This is a genomic window from Polaromonas sp. P1_E12, assembly GCF_056405975.1.
In genome coordinates this window covers 480863-497543 of sequence record NZ_JBFUBB010000001.1, presented here as the reverse complement: position 1 = coordinate 497543, position 16681 = coordinate 480863, and the positions used below count along the sequence as shown (strand labels likewise).

At 60.5% G+C, this 16681-nt stretch carries 16 protein-coding genes; 2 read left to right on the top strand and 14 right to left on the bottom strand.

Annotated elements, in window-relative coordinates; genetic code table 11:
* Window positions 1-75 precede the first annotated feature (75 nt).
* Window positions 76-1392 (top strand): Glu/Leu/Phe/Val family dehydrogenase, encoded by a 1317-nt coding sequence (locus AC1D13_RS02415; RefSeq protein WP_457279051.1) that lies wholly within the window; start codon window positions 76-78, stop codon window positions 1390-1392.
* Window positions 1393-1584: 192 nt separating this feature from the next.
* Complete coding sequence (locus AC1D13_RS02410; protein ID WP_457279052.1) at window positions 1585-1911, top strand: hypothetical protein; 327 nt, start codon at window positions 1585-1587, stop codon at window positions 1909-1911.
* A 19-nt stretch (window positions 1912-1930) separates the two neighbouring features.
* On the opposite strand, the gene AC1D13_RS02405 is transcribed toward AC1D13_RS02410, so the two are convergent.
* From AC1D13_RS02405 to AC1D13_RS02340, 14 genes are all read right to left on the bottom strand, one after another.
* Window positions 1931-2446, bottom strand: a complete 516-nt coding sequence (locus tag AC1D13_RS02405) for a DUF1178 family protein (RefSeq protein ID WP_477688873.1) — start codon at window positions 2444-2446, stop codon at window positions 1931-1933.
* 21 nt (window positions 2447-2467) lie between these two features.
* On the bottom strand, window positions 2468-3082 hold the full coding sequence (locus AC1D13_RS02400; protein ID WP_457279054.1) for an NUDIX domain-containing protein: 615 nt from the start codon (window positions 3080-3082) through the stop codon (window positions 2468-2470).
* Complete coding sequence (locus AC1D13_RS02395) at window positions 3079-3381, bottom strand: DUF2818 family protein (protein WP_457279055.1); 303 nt, start codon at window positions 3379-3381, stop codon at window positions 3079-3081. Before AC1D13_RS02395 ends, AC1D13_RS02400 begins: the two co-directional genes overlap by 4 nt.
* An 8-nt stretch (window positions 3382-3389) precedes the next feature.
* A complete protein-coding gene (gene nuoN / locus AC1D13_RS02390) occupies window positions 3390-4892 on the bottom strand; it encodes an NADH-quinone oxidoreductase subunit NuoN (protein ID WP_457279056.1) in 1503 nt (500 codons plus the stop codon).
* 31 nt (window positions 4893-4923) lie between these two features.
* Entirely contained in the window at window positions 4924-6399 is a 1476-nt protein-coding gene (locus AC1D13_RS02385) for an NADH-quinone oxidoreductase subunit M (RefSeq protein WP_457279057.1), read from the bottom strand.
* A gap of 30 nt (window positions 6400-6429) precedes the next feature.
* Window positions 6430-8454: an NADH-quinone oxidoreductase subunit L gene (gene nuoL / locus AC1D13_RS02380; protein WP_457279058.1), complete on the bottom strand. Its 2025-nt coding sequence runs from the start codon at window positions 8452-8454 to the stop codon at window positions 6430-6432.
* A 144-nt stretch (window positions 8455-8598) separates the two neighbouring features.
* Window positions 8599-8907 carry an NADH-quinone oxidoreductase subunit NuoK gene (nuoK, locus tag AC1D13_RS02375; RefSeq protein WP_477688872.1) on the bottom strand — a complete coding sequence of 103 codons (309 nt, stop codon included), beginning with the start codon at window positions 8905-8907 and terminating at the stop codon, window positions 8599-8601.
* Complete coding sequence (locus AC1D13_RS02370; RefSeq protein WP_477688871.1) at window positions 8904-9566, bottom strand: NADH-quinone oxidoreductase subunit J; 663 nt, start codon at window positions 9564-9566, stop codon at window positions 8904-8906. Before AC1D13_RS02370 ends, nuoK begins: the two co-directional genes overlap by 4 nt.
* 38 nt (window positions 9567-9604) lie before the next feature.
* Window positions 9605-10102: an NADH-quinone oxidoreductase subunit NuoI gene (gene nuoI / locus AC1D13_RS02365; protein WP_457279060.1), complete on the bottom strand. Its 498-nt coding sequence runs from the start codon at window positions 10100-10102 to the stop codon at window positions 9605-9607.
* A gap of 144 nt (window positions 10103-10246) precedes the next feature.
* Complete coding sequence (nuoH, locus tag AC1D13_RS02360) at window positions 10247-11320, bottom strand: NADH-quinone oxidoreductase subunit NuoH (RefSeq protein WP_457279061.1); 1074 nt, start codon at window positions 11318-11320, stop codon at window positions 10247-10249.
* The gene (nuoG, locus tag AC1D13_RS02355) at window positions 11317-13473 is read right to left on the bottom strand and encodes an NADH-quinone oxidoreductase subunit NuoG (protein ID WP_477688870.1); all 2157 of its coding nucleotides are present in this window, start codon (window positions 13471-13473) and stop codon (window positions 11317-11319) included. Before nuoG ends, nuoH begins: the two co-directional genes overlap by 4 nt.
* A 19-nt stretch (window positions 13474-13492) precedes the next feature.
* A complete protein-coding gene (nuoF, locus tag AC1D13_RS02350) occupies window positions 13493-14896 on the bottom strand; it encodes an NADH-quinone oxidoreductase subunit NuoF (protein WP_477688869.1) in 1404 nt (467 codons plus the stop codon).
* The gene (gene nuoE / locus AC1D13_RS02345; RefSeq protein ID WP_457279064.1) at window positions 14893-15387 is read right to left on the bottom strand and encodes an NADH-quinone oxidoreductase subunit NuoE; all 495 of its coding nucleotides are present in this window, start codon (window positions 15385-15387) and stop codon (window positions 14893-14895) included. Before nuoE ends, nuoF begins: the two co-directional genes overlap by 4 nt.
* A 17-nt stretch (window positions 15388-15404) precedes the next feature.
* Window positions 15405-16658: an NADH-quinone oxidoreductase subunit D gene (locus tag AC1D13_RS02340; protein WP_457279065.1), complete on the bottom strand. Its 1254-nt coding sequence runs from the start codon at window positions 16656-16658 to the stop codon at window positions 15405-15407.
* Between the last annotated feature and the right edge of the window lie 23 nt (window positions 16659-16681).

The following is a 16681-nucleotide window of genomic DNA, read 5'->3' as shown; positions in this document are numbered from 1 at the left end:
CCGGGGCTCTTAAGCTCCGTGCATTGATTCTTCCCGCAGACTTTCCCGCAAGAAATCCCACAAGGAGCTTTTTCAATGTCACACGCAGCCGCCTCTTCCGTTTCCACCCCTGCCGGGTCTCACCCGCTTCCCTCTTACCTGCAGGCGGACAACCTGGGCCCTTGGGGCAACTACCTGCAGCAGGTAGACCGCGTCATTCCCCACCTGGGCAGCCTGGCGCGCTGGGCTGAAACCCTGAAGCGGCCCAAGCGTGTGCTGATCGTGGACGTGCCGATTCACATGGACGACGGCACCGTGGCGCACTTTGAAGGCTACCGTGTGCAGCACAACGTTTCGCGCGGCCCAGGCAAGGGCGGCGTGCGTTTCCACCAGGACGTCACACTGTCTGAAGTGATGGCACTGTCGGCCTGGATGTCGGTCAAGAACGCGGCGGTGAACGTGCCTTACGGCGGTGCCAAAGGCGGCATCCGCGTCGACCCGAAGAAGCTTTCGCGTGGCGAGCTGGAGCGTATGACGCGCCGCTACACCAGCGAGATCGGCATCATCATCGGCCCCAACAAGGACATCCCGGCGCCGGACGTCAACACCAACGACCAGATCATGGCGTGGATGATGGACACCTACTCGATGAACACCGGCTCTACCTCAACCGGCGTTGTCACGGGCAAGCCGGTCGACCTGGGCGGCTCGCTGGGCCGGCGTGAAGCCACGGGGCGCGGCGTGTTCACCGTGGGCACCGAAGCGGCCAAGCACATCGGCCTCGATATCAGTACGGCGCGAGTCGCCGTGCAGGGCTTTGGCAATGTGGGCGGCGTGGCGGGCAAACTGTTTGCCGAAACCGGTGCACGCGTGGTCGCGGTGCAAGACCACGGTGGCACGATTTACCGTGAAGCCGGCCTCGATGTGCCGGCGCTGCTGCGTCATGTGGAAGCCAACGGCAGCGTGGCCGGATTCACCGAAGCCGAAGTCATTGCCAATGACGCGTTCTGGGACGTGGAGTGCGACATCCTGATCCCGGCCGCACTTGAGCAGCAGATCACGGCGGCCAATGCCGGCCGCATCAAGGCGCGCATGATCATTGAAGGCGCGAACGGCCCGACCACGCCCGCCGCCGACGACATCCTGCATGACCGCAACGTGCTGGTGCTGCCGGACGTGATCGCCAATGCCGGCGGCGTGACCGTCAGCTACTTTGAATGGGTGCAGGATTTTTCCAGCTTCTTCTGGGACGAAGAAGAAATCAACAAGCGCCTGGTGAAAATCATGAAAGACGCCTTTGCCGGTGTTTGGGCCGTGGCGCAAGACCAGAAGGTCAGCCTGCGTACCGCCACCTTCATCGTGGCCTGCAAGCGAATCCTGCACACGCGCGAGTTGCGCGGCCTGTATCCTTGATCCGGTACTGCCCTGAGAGTCGGCAGAAGCAACGATAGCCATGAAGCGGCGATACTCTCGGGTGCCGCCGCTTTTTTAAGCGGCCACGCGTTATGGGTGACCTCAATTACCATGGCCCGCACACCATGACCTCCAGTGCCTGGCCGGCGCCAGGAAGTTCGGCTCACCCGCTCACTCAGGATCAGGCAATCCATGCAAAGCACCGAATTCTCCATCGAGTACGTTTCACCAGCCATGATACGAAACGACTCGAATGACTTCTGCCTCATTTACAAAGAAGCTGGAGCCGATGTGTATTTCAAGAGAGAAGCGTACTTCTACGTTAAGGAGCAAACTGGTGAAAATGGCCGCCTCACTTATAAGGCTCTGCTACCCAATGAATTTAAAGGCGTGACAACCATCCCGTGGTTTTCGGAGTGGAAAAGCCTGGTCGTACGGCGTATGCGTGACTACATTCTGGGCGACCAGCGACTTCTGAGCCTGTATGGAGAAATCTCTGTTGAAGAGTTGAATCCCTGACAGGCTGCGGGAAATCGCTTTACTGAAGTGTTTCCTTGACCGCCGCCGGCAAGGGCAAAGGCATAACGTCTATGCCTTCCTCGATCAGCTCCACAGCTTCGCGCACACTGGCCTGGCCGCGAATGCTGCGCGCCTCAAGTTCGCCATAGTGCATGCGGCGGGCCTGATCCGCAAACTGGCTTCCGACATCTTCGGTATGCGCCATCACATGACGCAAGGCCTTCAGGAACGCGGCCTGCTCTGCGTGACTCTTTGCGGCCGGTATACCCGCCATGGCGGTGGCCTCGCCTTCGGCGCCCCGCACCGGGTTCGAAATGGCAACTTGTGAAGACGCAGCAGCCCGGCTGCCTGCGCTTACGATGTCATGGCCGCCCAGGTTGAGGCGTGGTGCACTGGGAAGTTTCTGGATGCTTTTGTCGGCGCACATCGGGCATTCGATCAGGCCGCGCGACAGCTGGGCCTGGAAGTCGTCCTCGGACGCAAACCAGCCTTCAAATGAATGCTGGTGCGCACACTGGAGATTCAGGACTTTCATGGCCGGATTATCGCCGGGGGATCAGGGTGTTGCAGTTTGCCAGTCCAAAGCCCACGCCCCGGACAGCACGTTTTGCAGCCACAGGGCGCCTGTCAATGTTTTTGCATCCGTGACCTCGCCGCTGGCACACCAGGCAAGAAGCTCAGCGGGTGTTGCCGTAAAGACGTCCAGAAACTCCCCGGCATCCAGCTTGCGCTGGCCGGGGGTCAACCCGCGCGCAAACCAGATGTCAATAAATTCGGTGGAATAGGAGATCACCGGATGCAGCACGCCTGCCCTCGCCCACTCACGCGCGGTGTAACCGGTTTCCTCCAGCAGTTCACGCTGGGCGCAGGCCAGCGAGCCTTCGCCCGGATCGAGCTTGCCCGCGGGAAACTCCACCATCACGGAACGCATGGGGTAGCGGTACTGGCGCTCCAGCACCAGACGCCCGTCGTCCAGTTGCGCCACGACCATCACGGCACCGGAGTGAATGACGTATTCGCGCGTTGCCTGCTTGCCGTCGGGCAGCCTGACGGTATCACGCAAGGCATGCAGGAAATTCCCTCTCAGGATCTCGACCGAGTCGATGCAGGTCTCGACGAGGTGCGCGTCGGCAATTGCACCGGCTTGATCAGGACCGGAAGATGCGCTCATGGGCGGTGCTTGAACAGGTAGCGCCAGGTGAATCCGGGAAACGCAAAGGTGATGAAGAGCGTGCCGGTGATGGCATAAAACTCCCAGCCTTGCGGTGCAATCTGGCCGCTCCGCTGCTCAAGGTATAAACCCAGACCGCCGACAACCAGGTACCAGACCACCAGCTCTGCGGCCCTGATCGCCAGGTTTTTCGGCAACTTGAGCGCGTAGACCGCGAACAGGCGATTGCTGATGAAAGGCAGGTTGGCTGCCAGCAAGGCCAGCAGCACGACCAGCCAGACTGAAGCAGTTTGGGTCATGGCAGGGGTCAGCTACCCAGTGATTTGACGATGCTGCTGATGGACTGCGCGCACAGGGTCATCAAACCGCCAGGCATGATGCCCAGGATCAGGATGAGCGCACCATTGATGGCCAGCACTGCCTTGGCATCTGCCGGCGCAGAAACCGGCTGGGCGTTATGGGCCAAGGGTGCATCAAAGTACATAACCTTGACCACACGCAAGTAATAGAAGGAGCCCACCAGCGACATGATCACCGCAAAAACGGCCAGCACAATGTAGCTGGTTTGTTGCGAGGAAATCAGCGCCTGCAGGACGGACAACTTGGCATAAAACCCCACCAGCGGCGGCAGGCCGGCCAGCGAGAACATGCTGATGGCCATCACGCCGGCGTACAACGGGCTGCGCTGGTTCAGGCCGGCCAGATCGACGATCTCTTCGGACTCGTGCCCGGCGCGTGCCAGCAGCATGATGATGCCGAAAGCACCCAGGGTGGTGAGCACATAAGTCAGGGCATAGAACATCGCTGCGCTGTAGGCCGATTCGGTGTTGAGCTGGTTGCCGTTGACCACGCCGGCCAGCAGGCCGAGCAACAGGAAACCCATTTGCGAGATGGTGGAGAACGCCAGCATGCGTTTGAGGTTGGACTGCGCAATTGCGGCCAGATTGCCCACCAGCAGCGAGCCGATCGCCATCAATCCCAGCATCTGCTGCCAGTCAATTGCCAGCGGCAACAGGCCTTCGACCAGCAGGCGGATACAGATAGCGAAGGCCGCGAGCTGCGGCGCTCCACCGATCAGGAGGGTCACGGCTGTAGGCGCACCCTGGTAGACGTCAGGCAGCCACATATGGAAAGGCACAGCGCCCAGTTTGAAGGCCAGGCCAGCCACGATGAAGACCAAGCCGAAAATCAGTACCTGATGCTTGACCTGGCGGCTGGCAATCGCGTTGAACACCTCGTTGAGGTCCAGGGAGCCGGTCGCGCCGTACAGCATCGAAAGACCATACAGCAGGAAACCCGAAGCCAGCGCGCCCAGCACGAAGTACTTCATGGCGGCTTCGGTGGCAGTGGCGTTGTCGCGACGCAGGGCCACCAGCGCATAGCTGGACAGGGTCAGCAATTCCAGGCCCATGTAGATCACCAGGAAGTTGTGGCCCGAGATCATGACGAACATGCCCAGCAGCGCGAACAGGCTCAGCGTGAAGAATTCACCGCCGCGCAACATGTCGCGATCTGCCGCGTAAGGGCGGCCATAGACCAGCGTAATCATCACGGTGATACAGGCAAAGCACTTGAGCCAGCCGCCCATGGGGTCGCTGACAACCATGTTGCCGAAACCATAGAAGGTCTGGCCTCCAGAGGCGTAGGCAGCCTCCATGGCCGCCACGACGGCCAGGGTCAACAGCGTGAGCACGTAGGTCAGCGTACGCTGCGGCGTCTTGACGCCCAGATCCACCAGCGCAATCACGCAGGCCATGGTCAGGAGGACGATTTCCGGATAAACCGTGATCCAGGAGAGTTTGTCAATCATCTGAATTCTTTGTAGTTGCTTCAGTTCATCTTCAGTTCAGTTTGGAGGCTGCGACATGCTTGAGCAGGTCCGCCACTGAAGTATTCATCACATCGGTAAACGGCTTGGGATAGATGCCCATGTACAGCACAGCGATAGCCAACAACGCCAGCATCAGGAATTCGCGGCTGTTGATGTCGACGAGTGCCTTGACGTCGTCATTGGCCACGGGGCCCAGGTAAACGCGCTTGTACATCCACAGGGTGTAGGCTGCGCCAAATATGAGCGCCGTCGCTGCCGCGCCGCCTATCCAGAAGTTGTATTTGACCGCACCCAGAATCACCATCCACTCGCCGACGAAACCGGCTGTGGCCGGCAGGCCGCAGTTGGCCATGGCAAAAAGCAGGGCAAAGGCCGCAAACTTGGGCATGGTGTTCACCACGCCGCCGTAGCTGGCAATTTCGCGCGAATGGACGCGGTCGTACAGTACACCAATGCACAGGAACATCGCGCCCGACACAAAGCCGTGGGCGATCATCTGCACGATGCCGCCGGAAACGCCCAGGTCGTTGAAGATGAAAAAGCCCAGGGTGACAAAGCCCATGTGGGCCACAGACGAATAAGCCACCAGCTTTTTCATGTCCTGCTGCACCAGTGCAACCAAACCAACATAGATGACAGCAATCAAGGACAGGGCAATCATCAGCCAGGACCATTCATGCGCAGCATCCGGAGCGATAGGCATCGAGAAGCGCAGGAAACCGTAAGCGCCCAGCTTCAGCATGATGGCGGCCAGCACGGCCGAACCACCTGTGGGGGCCTCAACGTGCACATCGGGCAGCCAGGTGTGGACTGGCCACATCGGCACTTTGACGGCAAAGGCTGCGAAGAAGGCGAAGAACAGCAATGTCTGCACCGTGCTGCCCAGAGGCAGCTTGTGCCAGGTCAGGATGTCGAAGCTGCCGCCCGACTTGTTGTACAGGAAGATCAGTGCCACCAGCATCAGCAGGGAGCCGAGCAAGGTGTACAGGAAAAACTTGAAGGCCGCATAGATCTTGTTGGGACCGCCCCAGATGCCGATGATCAGGTACATCGGGATCAGCGTGGCTTCAAAGAACACGTAAAACAGAATGCCGTCCAGTGCCGCAAACACGCCAATCATGAGTCCGCTGAGGATCAGGAAAGAAGCCATGTACTGGTTCACGCGCGTGGTGATGGCTTCCCAGCTGGCGATGATGACGACCACATTGATGAAAGCCGTCAGCAGCACAAACCACAGCGAAATGCCGTCAACACCCACGTGGTAGTTGACATTAAACCGCTGGATCCAGCTGCCCTTTTCGACAAACTGCATGGCCGACGTATCCAGCTGAAAACCGCTGTACAAAGGCAACGTCACCAGGAAGCTGACGACCGCGCCTATCAGCGCGACCCAGCGAACGCTGCGCGCCTGCTCGTCACGGCCCAGTGCCAGCAGAACCACACCGAAAACAATCGGCGTCCAGATCGCAAGACTCAACAAACCCATTCTTGTTCTTCCTTGATTTTGTTGAACTGATCAGCGATTGAGCCAGACGAAATACGTCATCAACACAAACACGCCAATGATCATGCCGAAGGCATAGTGGTAGATGTAGCCGGACTGCAGCCGGCGCACCATGCCGGAAACCCAGCCAACCAGCTTCCATGAACCGTTGACCAGCGCGCCATCGATCAGCTTCTGGTCGCCGCCCTTCCAGAGTGCGGTACCAAGTGCGCGCGTGCCCCGGGCCAATACGTTCTCATTGAACCAGTCAAGGTAGTACTTGTTCTCGAGCAACGTGAAGACTGGCATGCACATGCGCTTGATCGCGGCCGGCAGGGCCGGGTTGATCATGTACATGTACCAGGCCAGCACCGAGCCCGACAAGGCCAGCCAGAACGGCGCAGCCGTCAGCCCGTGCAAGGCCATCTGGGCCGGACCGTGGAACAGCCGCTTCAGCTCTTCCATGGCGGGATGTTTTTCGAGATTCACCAGGATGGCATCCTTGAAGAAGTCACCGTACAGCATGGGCTCAATCGTCATAAAGCCGATGACCACGGACGGGATCGCCAGCAGGATCAACGGCACTGTCACGACCCAGGGGGACTCGTGCGGCTCATGATGCTCGTCATGGTGGCCGTGATCGTCGTGGCCATGGTGGTGCGCATCGGGGTTCTGGTCAAAACGTTCCTTGCCGTGGAACACCAGAAAATACAGGCGGAATGAATAGAAGGCCGTCACAAAAACGCCCGCCAGCACCGCGAAGTAGGCAAAGCCGGCGCCTGCCAGATGGCTTTCATGCACGGCTTCAATGATGCTGTCCTTGGAGTAGAACCCCGCGAACAAAGGCGTGCCTATAAGGGCCAGTGTACCCAGCAGTGAGGTGATCCAGGTGATAGGCATGTACTTGCGCACGCCGCCCATCCAGCGGATGTCCTGGTTGTGGTGCATGCCGATGATGACCGAGCCGGCGGCCAGGAACAGCAGCGCCTTGAAGAAAGCGTGCGTCATCAGATGGAACACCGCGACAGAATAGGCCGAGGCGCCCAGCGCCACCGTCATGTAACCCAGCTGCGAGAGTGTGGAATACGCAACCACGCGCTTGATGTCATTCTGGATGATGCCGAGGAAACCCATGAACAAGGCCGTGATGGCGCCAATCACCATGATGAAACTGAGCGCGGTATCGCTGAGCTCAAACAGCGGTGACATGCGCGCCACCATGAAGATGCCGGCCGTCACCATGGTTGCCGCGTGAATCAGCGCGGAGATCGGGGTTGGGCCTTCCATGGAATCCGGCAACCAGACGTGCAAAGGGAATTGCGCCGACTTGCCCATGGCGCCAATGAAGAGGCAGATGCAGATCACGGTTACCAGCATCCAGCCGGTGCCCGGGAAGCTCAGCTTGGAAAGCTCGCCGGCCTTGGCAAAGGCCTCACCGTAGTTCAGTGTGCCGGCATAGGCAGCGATCAGGCCAATGCCGAGGATGAAACCGAAGTCGCCCACGCGGTTGACGAGGAAGGCCTTCATGTTCGCGAAGATGGCGGTCGGCTTGTTGAACCAGAAGCCGATCAGCAGGTAAGACACCAGGCCCACGGCTTCCCAGCCGAAAAACAGCTGCAGCATGTTGTTGCTCATCACCAGCATCAGCATGGAGAAGGTGAACAGCGAGATGTAGGCAAAGAAGCGGTTGTAGCCCTCGTCTTCTTCCATGTAGCCTATGGTGTAGATGTGCACCATGAGCGACACAAAGGTCACCACGCACATCATCATGGCCGTGAGGCCGTCAACCAGGAAGCCGATTTCCATCTTCAGGCCGCCGACGTTCATCCAGGTGTAGAGCGTCTCGTTGAAGCGCGCGCCATCGATGGCCACGCTCTTGAGCGTCATTGCCGAAATGATGAAGGCCACCAGCACGCCGAGGATGGTGAGGGTGTGCGACAGGCGACGGCCTATCCAGTTGCCGCCAAAAGAGGTGCCGAGGATACCGGCCGCCAGGGCGCCGGCCAGGGGTGCCAACGGAACGGCCAGCAGAGTTGAAGCGTTGAGGGTGGATGCCATATTAGTTTTTTTCCGCCAAGCAAGTTACGCAGGCAAACAAGGAAGCCATGCCAAGGCCGCCACGGAACCGGCTTTGCCGGACCGTCAGCGGCGCCCCCTTGAGGGGGAGGCGGCCGAAGGCCGCTTCGGGGGGGAGCGTCATCATTAGCCCTGGAGCATATTGAGTTCGTCTACGTTAATGCTGGACTTGTTGCGGAACAGCAGCACCAGGATGGCCAGGCCGATGGCCGATTCAGCCGCCGCGACGGTCAGGATAAAGAACACAAAAACCTGACCAGCCATGTCATTCAGGTAGTACGAGAAGGCCACGAAGTTCATGTTGACCGCCAGCAGCATGAGTTCGATGGCCATCAGCAGCACGATCAGGTTTTTGCGGTTCAGGAAGATGCCGATGACCGACAGCGCGAACAGCATCGCGCCCAGCGAAAGAAAATGTCCCAGGGTGAGAGTCATGCTTTCTTCTCCTCGGCGGGAACGGCGGTTGTAGCGGTCGCGGCGGCAACCGGTGCGGCCACGACGGATTTCATCTTGACCAAGCTGACGCGGTCCGCGCGCTTAACCCGGATCTGCTCTGAAGGATTTTGGTATTTGGAGTCCTTGCGCGCACGCAAGGTCAACGCGATGGCGGCAATGATGGCCACCAGCAGGATCACCGCGGCAACTTCCAGTGGATAGAGGTATTCCGAGTACAGCAGCTTGCCGAGTTCCTTGGTATTGGAGACCTGCGCGCCGATCTGACCCGCCGCAGTTGCAGCTTTCGGGGGTTCACGGAAGCCACCCATCAGCACATAGGACATTTCCAGCGCGATGATGGCCCCCACGGAGCCGGCCAGCGGGAAGTGCTTCCAGAAACCTTTGCGCACACTGTCGATGTTGATGTCCAGCATCATCACGACGAACAGGAACAGCACCATCACGGCGCCCACATAAACCAGCACCAGCGTGATGGCCAGGAACTCGGCCTTGAGCAGAATCCAGACGGCGGATGCCTGGAAAAATGCCAGCACGAGGTACAGCGCCGCATGCACGGGGTTGCGCGCGGTAATCACCTTGAATGCTGCAAACAGCAGCACCGCGGCAAAAACATAAAAAAGACCTGTTTTAGCGTCCATGTTGTTGTGGATTCTTTCTTGAGCCAGCGGCTTGGGATTCAGCGGTACTTGGCGTCAGCCGCGCGACTGGCGGCGATTTCGGATTCATACCGGTCACCCACGGCCAGCAGCATCTCTTTGGTGAAATACAGGTCACCGCGTTTTTCGCCGTGGTATTCAAAGATGTGAGTCTCGACGATGGAGTCGACCGGGCAGCTTTCTTCGCAGAAACCGCAGAAGATGCATTTGGTCAGGTCGATGTCGTAGCGCGAGGTGCGGCGGCTGCCGTCTTCGCGCACGTCAGATTCGATGGTGATGGCCATGGCCGGGCACACCGCTTCGCAGAGCTTGCAGGCGATGCAGCGCTCTTCGCCGTTTTCATAACGGCGCAGCGCGTGCAGGCCGCGAAAACGCGGGCTCAGCGGGGTTTTTTCCTCAGGGAACTGGACCGTGATCTTGCGGCTAAACATGTACTTGCCAGTCAGGGCCATGCCCTTGAACAGCTCGGTGAGCATGAAGCTCGACGCAAAGTCTTTGATGGAAGCTACGGTGGACATATCAATTTCCTGCGGAAGTGGAGCTTGCCGGCGATGCGTTGATGCAAGCAGGGGCCGCGGGACTGGCTTTGCCAGACCGCAGGCGCAGCGGCCCCCTCGGGGGGCAGAGAGCTACACGAAGTGAGCGAACGTGGGGGCTCATAGTCACTTCCAGATGTTGTACGGCGTCTGCATCCAGGCCCCGACGACCACCAGCCAGACCAGGGTCACGGGGATAAAAATCTTCCAACCCAAACGCATGATCTGGTCATAACGAAAGCGCGGGAAGGTGGCGCGCACCCACAGGAACATGGTGACGACCACAAAGGTCTTGGCGCCTAGCCAGATCCAGCCGGGGATGAAGCTCAGGGCTTCAACAGGCGGCAGCCATCCGCCCAGGAACAGCAGCACGGCCAGGATGGCGACCAGCCACATGTTCGCGTATTCAGCGAGAAAGAACATCGCGAAAGCCATGCCCGAGTACTCGACCATATGGCCAGCCACGATTTCGGACTCGCCTTCGACGACGTCGAAGGGGTGGCGGTTGGTCTCAGCCAGGCCGGAGATGAAGTACACGACAAAGATCGGCAGCAGTGGCAGCCAGTTCCAGGACAGGAAAGTCCAGCCATGGCTGGCCAGCGTGCCCTTGCCCTGGCTCATCACGATGTCTGTCATGTTGAGACTGCCCGACACCATGAGCACCACCACCAGGCAGAAGCCCATCGCGATTTCATAGCTGACCATTTGCGCCGAAGCGCGCATGGCGCCCAGAAAGGCGTATTTGGAGTTCGAAGCCCATCCCGCGATGATCACGCCATAGACCTCGAGTGAGGTAATAGCCATCAGGAATAGCAAGCCTGCATTGATGTTGGCCAGCGCGATCTCGGGCCCGAAGGGAATCACGGCCCAGGCGGCCAGGGCCGGCATGATGGTCATGATGGGGCCGAGCACAAACAGGCCCTTGCTGGCTGCCGTGGGGATGATGATTTCCTTGGTCAGCAGCTTGAGCGCATCGGCAATCGGCTGCAGCAGGCCGAAAGGCCCGACCCGGTTGGGGCCCAGGCGAATCTGGGTGAAGCCGATGGCCTTGCGTTCCCACAAGGTGAGGTAGGCCACCAGACCCATCAGCGGCAACAGCACGCAGACGATTTTGATGAGCGTCCACAACACTGGCCACACCGTGGCTGGCCAGATGCCGCCCATCAAACCCTGGCCGAAGGCGAAGATTCCATCAATCATGCCGTCACTCCTTCGAGCCTGGCTTCGAGGCCGGCGGCCTGGCGGGCATCCGCCGTCAGCTGCAGCGATGTCGCGCGCCTGACCAGCCCGTCGAGCTGGTAAATGCTGGCCACCGCAGGCACCTGGACGATAGCGGCCGACAGGTCGACAGCGGCCTGGGTGCTGTTGCCGAGCTTGTCCGCGGGAAGCTGCGCCGCATCGGCACCCGCGACCTGCTTGAGTACGTCCTGCGAGGATTCGAAATCAAAGCCGGGCAAGCCCAGCACGTTGGCGAGCACGCGCAGCACCTTCCAGGCCGGACGGGTATCGCCCAGCGGCTTGACGACGGCGTGAAAGCTTTGCACGCGGCCCTCGGCGTTCACAAAGGTGCCGGGCGTTTCGGTGAAAGGCGCAATCGGCAGCAGCACATCGCTGAAGCCCATGTTGGCCTTGAAAGGGCTCAGCGTCACGACCATCTGTGCGGCGTTGAGCGAAGACTTGGCACTGGCGCCGGCAGCCGAGTCAAACTCGGGTTCGTTGTTGAGCAGAATCACGGCCTTGAGCTGGCCGCCCAGCATCTGACCGGCATTCAGGCCCTTGCCGGCAGGCAAGGCGCCGGCCAGTTGGGCACCCACGGTATTGGCGGCTTCTGTCAGGTAACCCACGGTGGCGCCGGTCTGCGCGCCTATCCAGTTGGCAAGCGCCAGCAGGCTGGAAGCGTTGGCATGGTGCGCTGCGGCGTTGCCCAGCAGGATGGCTTTGCGCTCGCCGCCCTGCAGGGACTTGGCGATGGCCTTGGCGGCATCGGTGGCCTGGCCGACGGCCGGCGCCGTGACGCCTTTGTCGGCGGCAATCGCTGCCGCCACATCGGCCAGGGACTGGGTCCAGGCTTCGGGCGCTGCCAGCAGCCTATTGGCGACAGGCATGGCCCACGCGTCGGCGTTTGCCAGTTCGGCGGCGGAGTTAATGGCGCTCAACGCCCCGCCCTTGCGGACAGCCTGACGTATGCGCTGCGCGAACAGCGGATGGTCCTTGCGCAGGTTAGACCCGACCACCAGCACGCGCTGCAGCTGCGACAGCGAGGCGATGGAGGTGCCCAGCCAGCGGATGGCCGAGGGCGGGGCGAACTCGGCGTTGCGCAGGCGGTAATCGATGTTCTCGCTGCCCAGGCCGCGCATCAGGGAGGCGGCCAGGTACAGCTCTTCGAGCGTGCTGTGCGGGCTAGCCAGAGTACCGATGCTGCCGGCGCCGTGATCGGCCTTGATCTGCTTGAGGCCGTTGGCCACGTATTCAAGGGCGGTCTGCCAGTCGACGGTTTTCCATTCGCCGCCTTGCTTGAGCATGGGGCTGGTCAGGCGCTCATCGCCGTTGAGGGCTTCATACGAAAAGCGGTCGCGATCGGCGATCCAGCATTCGTTGACGTCTTCGTTCTCCAGGGGCACGACACGCATGACCTTGTTGCTCTTGACCTGGACGATCAGGTTGGCACCGGTCGAATCGTGCGGGCTGACCGACTTGCGGCGCGACAGCTCCCAGGTACGGGCGCTGTAGCGGAAAGGCTTGCTGGTCAGCGCGCCAACCGGGCAGATGTCGATCATGTTGCCGGACAGCTCGGAATCCACCGACATGCCGACGAAGGTTTCGATCTCGGCGTGTTCGCCGCGATGCGACATGCCGAGTTCCATCACGCCGGCCACTTCCTGGCCGAAGCGCACGCAGCGCGTGCAATGGATGCAGCGGCTCATTTCCTGCATGGAAATCAGCGGGCCGACGTCCTTGTGGAAGACCACGCGCTTTTCTTCTTCGTAGCGCGATTCGCTGCCGCCGTAACCTACGGCAAGATCCTGCAACTGACACTCGCCGCCCTGATCGCAGATCGGGCAGTCCAGCGGGTGATTGATCAGCAGGAACTCCATCACGCCCTTCTGGGCCTTGATGGCTTTGTCGTTCTTGGTGCGCACGATCATGCCTTGCGTGACGGGCGTAGCGCAGGCCGGCATGGGCTTGGGCGCCTTCTCCACGTCGACCAGGCACATGCGGCAGTTGGCGGCAATGCTGAGTTTCTTGTGATAGCAGAAGTGCGGAATGTAGGTGCCGGCTTTTTCGGCCGCATGCATCACCGTGCTGCCTTCCAGCACTTCCACCTTCTGGCCGTCGAGTTCTATTTCAACCATATTTTTTTCTTTCCGCTACTCAGGCTTGCGCAGCAGCCGAAGCCTGGGATGTGGGAGCCTGAGGGGCTGGCGTCTTGATCATGGCTTCAAACTCATGGCGGAAATGCTTGATCATGGCGCGCACCGGCATGGCCGCAGCGTCGCCCAGCGCGCAGATGGTGCGGCCCTGGATGTTGTCAGCCACCGAGTTGAGCAGGTCCATGTCGGTTTGTTTGCCGTGGCCGTTGTGGATGCGGTCCACGACGCGCCAGAGCCAGCCCGTGCCTTCGCGGCAGGGGGTACATTGGCCGCAGGATTCGTGCATGTAGAAGTAGGACAGGCGCTTAAGCGACTCGACCATACAGCGGCTGTCGTCCATCACGATCACCGCACCCGAGCCCAGCATGGAGCCGGCCTTGGCGATGGAGTCGTAGTCCATGGTGCATTCCATCATGATGGAAGCCGGCAACACGGGCGCCGACGACCCACCGGGAATCACGGCCTTGAGTGTGCGACCCTTGCGCACGCCGCCGGCGAGTTCGAGCAGCCTGGAGAACGGCGTGCCCATGGGTACTTCGTAGTTGCCGGGCAGCTCGACGTCGCCCGAAACCGAATAGATCTTGGTGCCGCCGTTGTTGGGCTTGCCGCATTCAAGGTAGGCCTGGCCGCCGTTGCGGATGATCCAGGGCACGGCCGCAAAGGTCTCGGTGTTGTTGATGGTGGTGGGCTTGCCATAGAGACCGAAGCTGGCCGGGAACGGCGGCTTGAAGCGCGGCTGGCCTTTTTTGCCTTCGAGCGATTCGAGCAGCGCGGTTTCTTCGCCGCAGATGTAGGCGCCGAAACCGTGCGAGGCGTGGAGCTGAAAGCTGTAACCGCTGCCGAAAATGTTGTCGCCCAGCAGGCCGGCAGCGCGTGCTTCTTCCAGGGCTTCTTCAAAGCGCTGGTAGGTCGCGAAGATTTCGCCGTGGATGTAGTTGTAACCCACGCTGATGCCCATGGCGTAGGCGGCGATCGCCATGCCTTCGATCACGCTGTGCGGGTTGTACTGCATGATGTCGCGGTCTTTGCAGGTGCCCGGCTCACCCTCATCCGAGTTGCAGACCAGGTATTTCTGGCCCGGGAACTGGCGCGGCATGAAACTCCACTTGAGCCCGGTCGGGAAACCTGCGCCACCACGGCCGCGCAAGCTGCCGGCCTTGACTTCAGCGATGACCTGGTCGGGCGTCATGCCCTCGCCGCCATCCTGTTTCAGGATCTTGCGCAGGGCCTGGTAGCCGCCACGCGCTTCGTAGTCCTTGAGCCGCCAGTTGCTGCCGTTGAGGTCGGCCAGAATTTGCGGGTTAATGTGCCGGCCGTGAAAGCAGGTCTGCACGCCGGTGGCCGAGAACTGGGACAGCACGCTTTGCGCGGCTGCGCTGTGGGGATTCAGGGGTGCGAGCGTCATGGTTGCTTTGCCTCGGCGGATTGAAGGCCTTCGATGAGCTGGTCCAGCTTCTCGTTGCTCATGAAGCTGCACATGGTGAGGTCATTGACGAGCATCACCGGGGAATCCGCGCAGGCGCCCAGGCATTCGGATTGCTGCAGCGTGAAGAGGCCGTCGGCGCTGGTCTCGCCCATGGCGATGCCCAGTTTGTGCTCCAGGTGCTTCAGCGCCTTGGCGCCGTCGCGCAGCTGGCAAGGCAGGTTGGTGCAGACGTTGAGCTTGTACTTGCCAACGGGGCGCTGGTTGTACATGTTATAGAAGGTGGTGACTTCATGCACGGCGATGGGCGCCATGCCGAGGTATTCGGCCACGACTTTTTCGCTCTCGGCGCTCACGTAGCCGTGCTCTTCCTGCAGGACGGTCAGGCAGGCCATGACGGCCGACTGTTTCTGGTCCGCGGGGTATTTGGCGACTTCGCGGTCGAAGCGCGCTCTGGTTTGTTCAGAAATCATGGGGGAAACCATCCGGTTTAGCGATCAATCTCACCGAACACAATGTCCATGGTGCCGATCACGGCGACGGCATCGGCGATCATGTGGCCGCGCGACATTTCGTCCATGGCCGCAAGGTGCGGGAAACCCGGCGGACGAATCTTCAGGCGATACGGCTTGTTGGCGCCGTCGCTGACGATGTAGATACCAAACTCGCCCTTGGGGTGCTCGACCGCCGCATAGGCTTCGCCTTCGGGCACATGGAAGCCTTCGGTGAAGAGCTTGAAGTGGTGGATCAGCTCTTCCATGTTGGTCTTCATGGATTCGCGGTCAGGTGCGGCCACCTTGTGGTTGCTGGTGATCACAGGTCCGGGGTTGACACGCAACCAGTCAATGCACTGCTTGATGATGCGGTTGGACTGGCGCATCTCTTCGATACGGACGAGGTAACGGTCGTAGCAGTCGCCGGTCTTGCCGACCGGGATGTCGAAGTCCATCTTGTCGTAGACATCATAGGGCTGCTGCTTGCGCAAGTCCCAGGCGAAACCCGAGCCGCGGAGCATGGGGCCGGTGAAGCCGAGGTTGAGGGCACGCTCAGGCGACACAACGCCGACACCGACGGTGCGCTGCTTCCAGATGCGGTTGTCCGTCAGCAGGGTTTCGTACTCATCGACGTAACCCGGGAATTTGTTGCTGAAGTCCTCGATGAAGTCGAGCAAAGAACCCTGGCGGTTCTCGTTGAGCGCCGCGATAGCCTTGGCGTTCTTGACCTTGCTGACGCGGTATTGCGGCATGCTGTCGGGCAGGTCGCGGTAGACGCCGCCCGGGCGGAAGTAGGCCGCATGCATGCGCGCGCCGGACACGGCCTCGTACATGTCGAAGAGCGCCTCTCGTTCGCGGAAACAATAAATCAGGATGTTCATCGCGCCGCAGTCGAAACCGTGCGCGCCCAGCCACAGCAGGTGGTTGAGCAGGCGCGTGATTTCGGCGTACATCACGCGGATGTACTGCGCGCGAACCGGCACGTCGACGCCGAGCAGTTTTTCGATGGCCAGACAGTAGGCATGCTCGTTGGACATCATCGAGACATAGTCCAGCCTGTCCATGTAGGGCAGCGACTGGATGTAGGTCTTGCTTTCGGCGAGTTTTTCGGTCGCGCGGTGCAGCAGGCCGATATGCGGGTCGGCGCGCTGAATCACTTCGCCGTCGAGCTCGAGCACCAGGCGCAGCACACCGTGTGCCGCGGGATGCTGTGGCCCAAAGTTGAGCGTGTAGTTTTTGATTTCTGCCATGTGGGGTATCTCTTGCAAGCGCC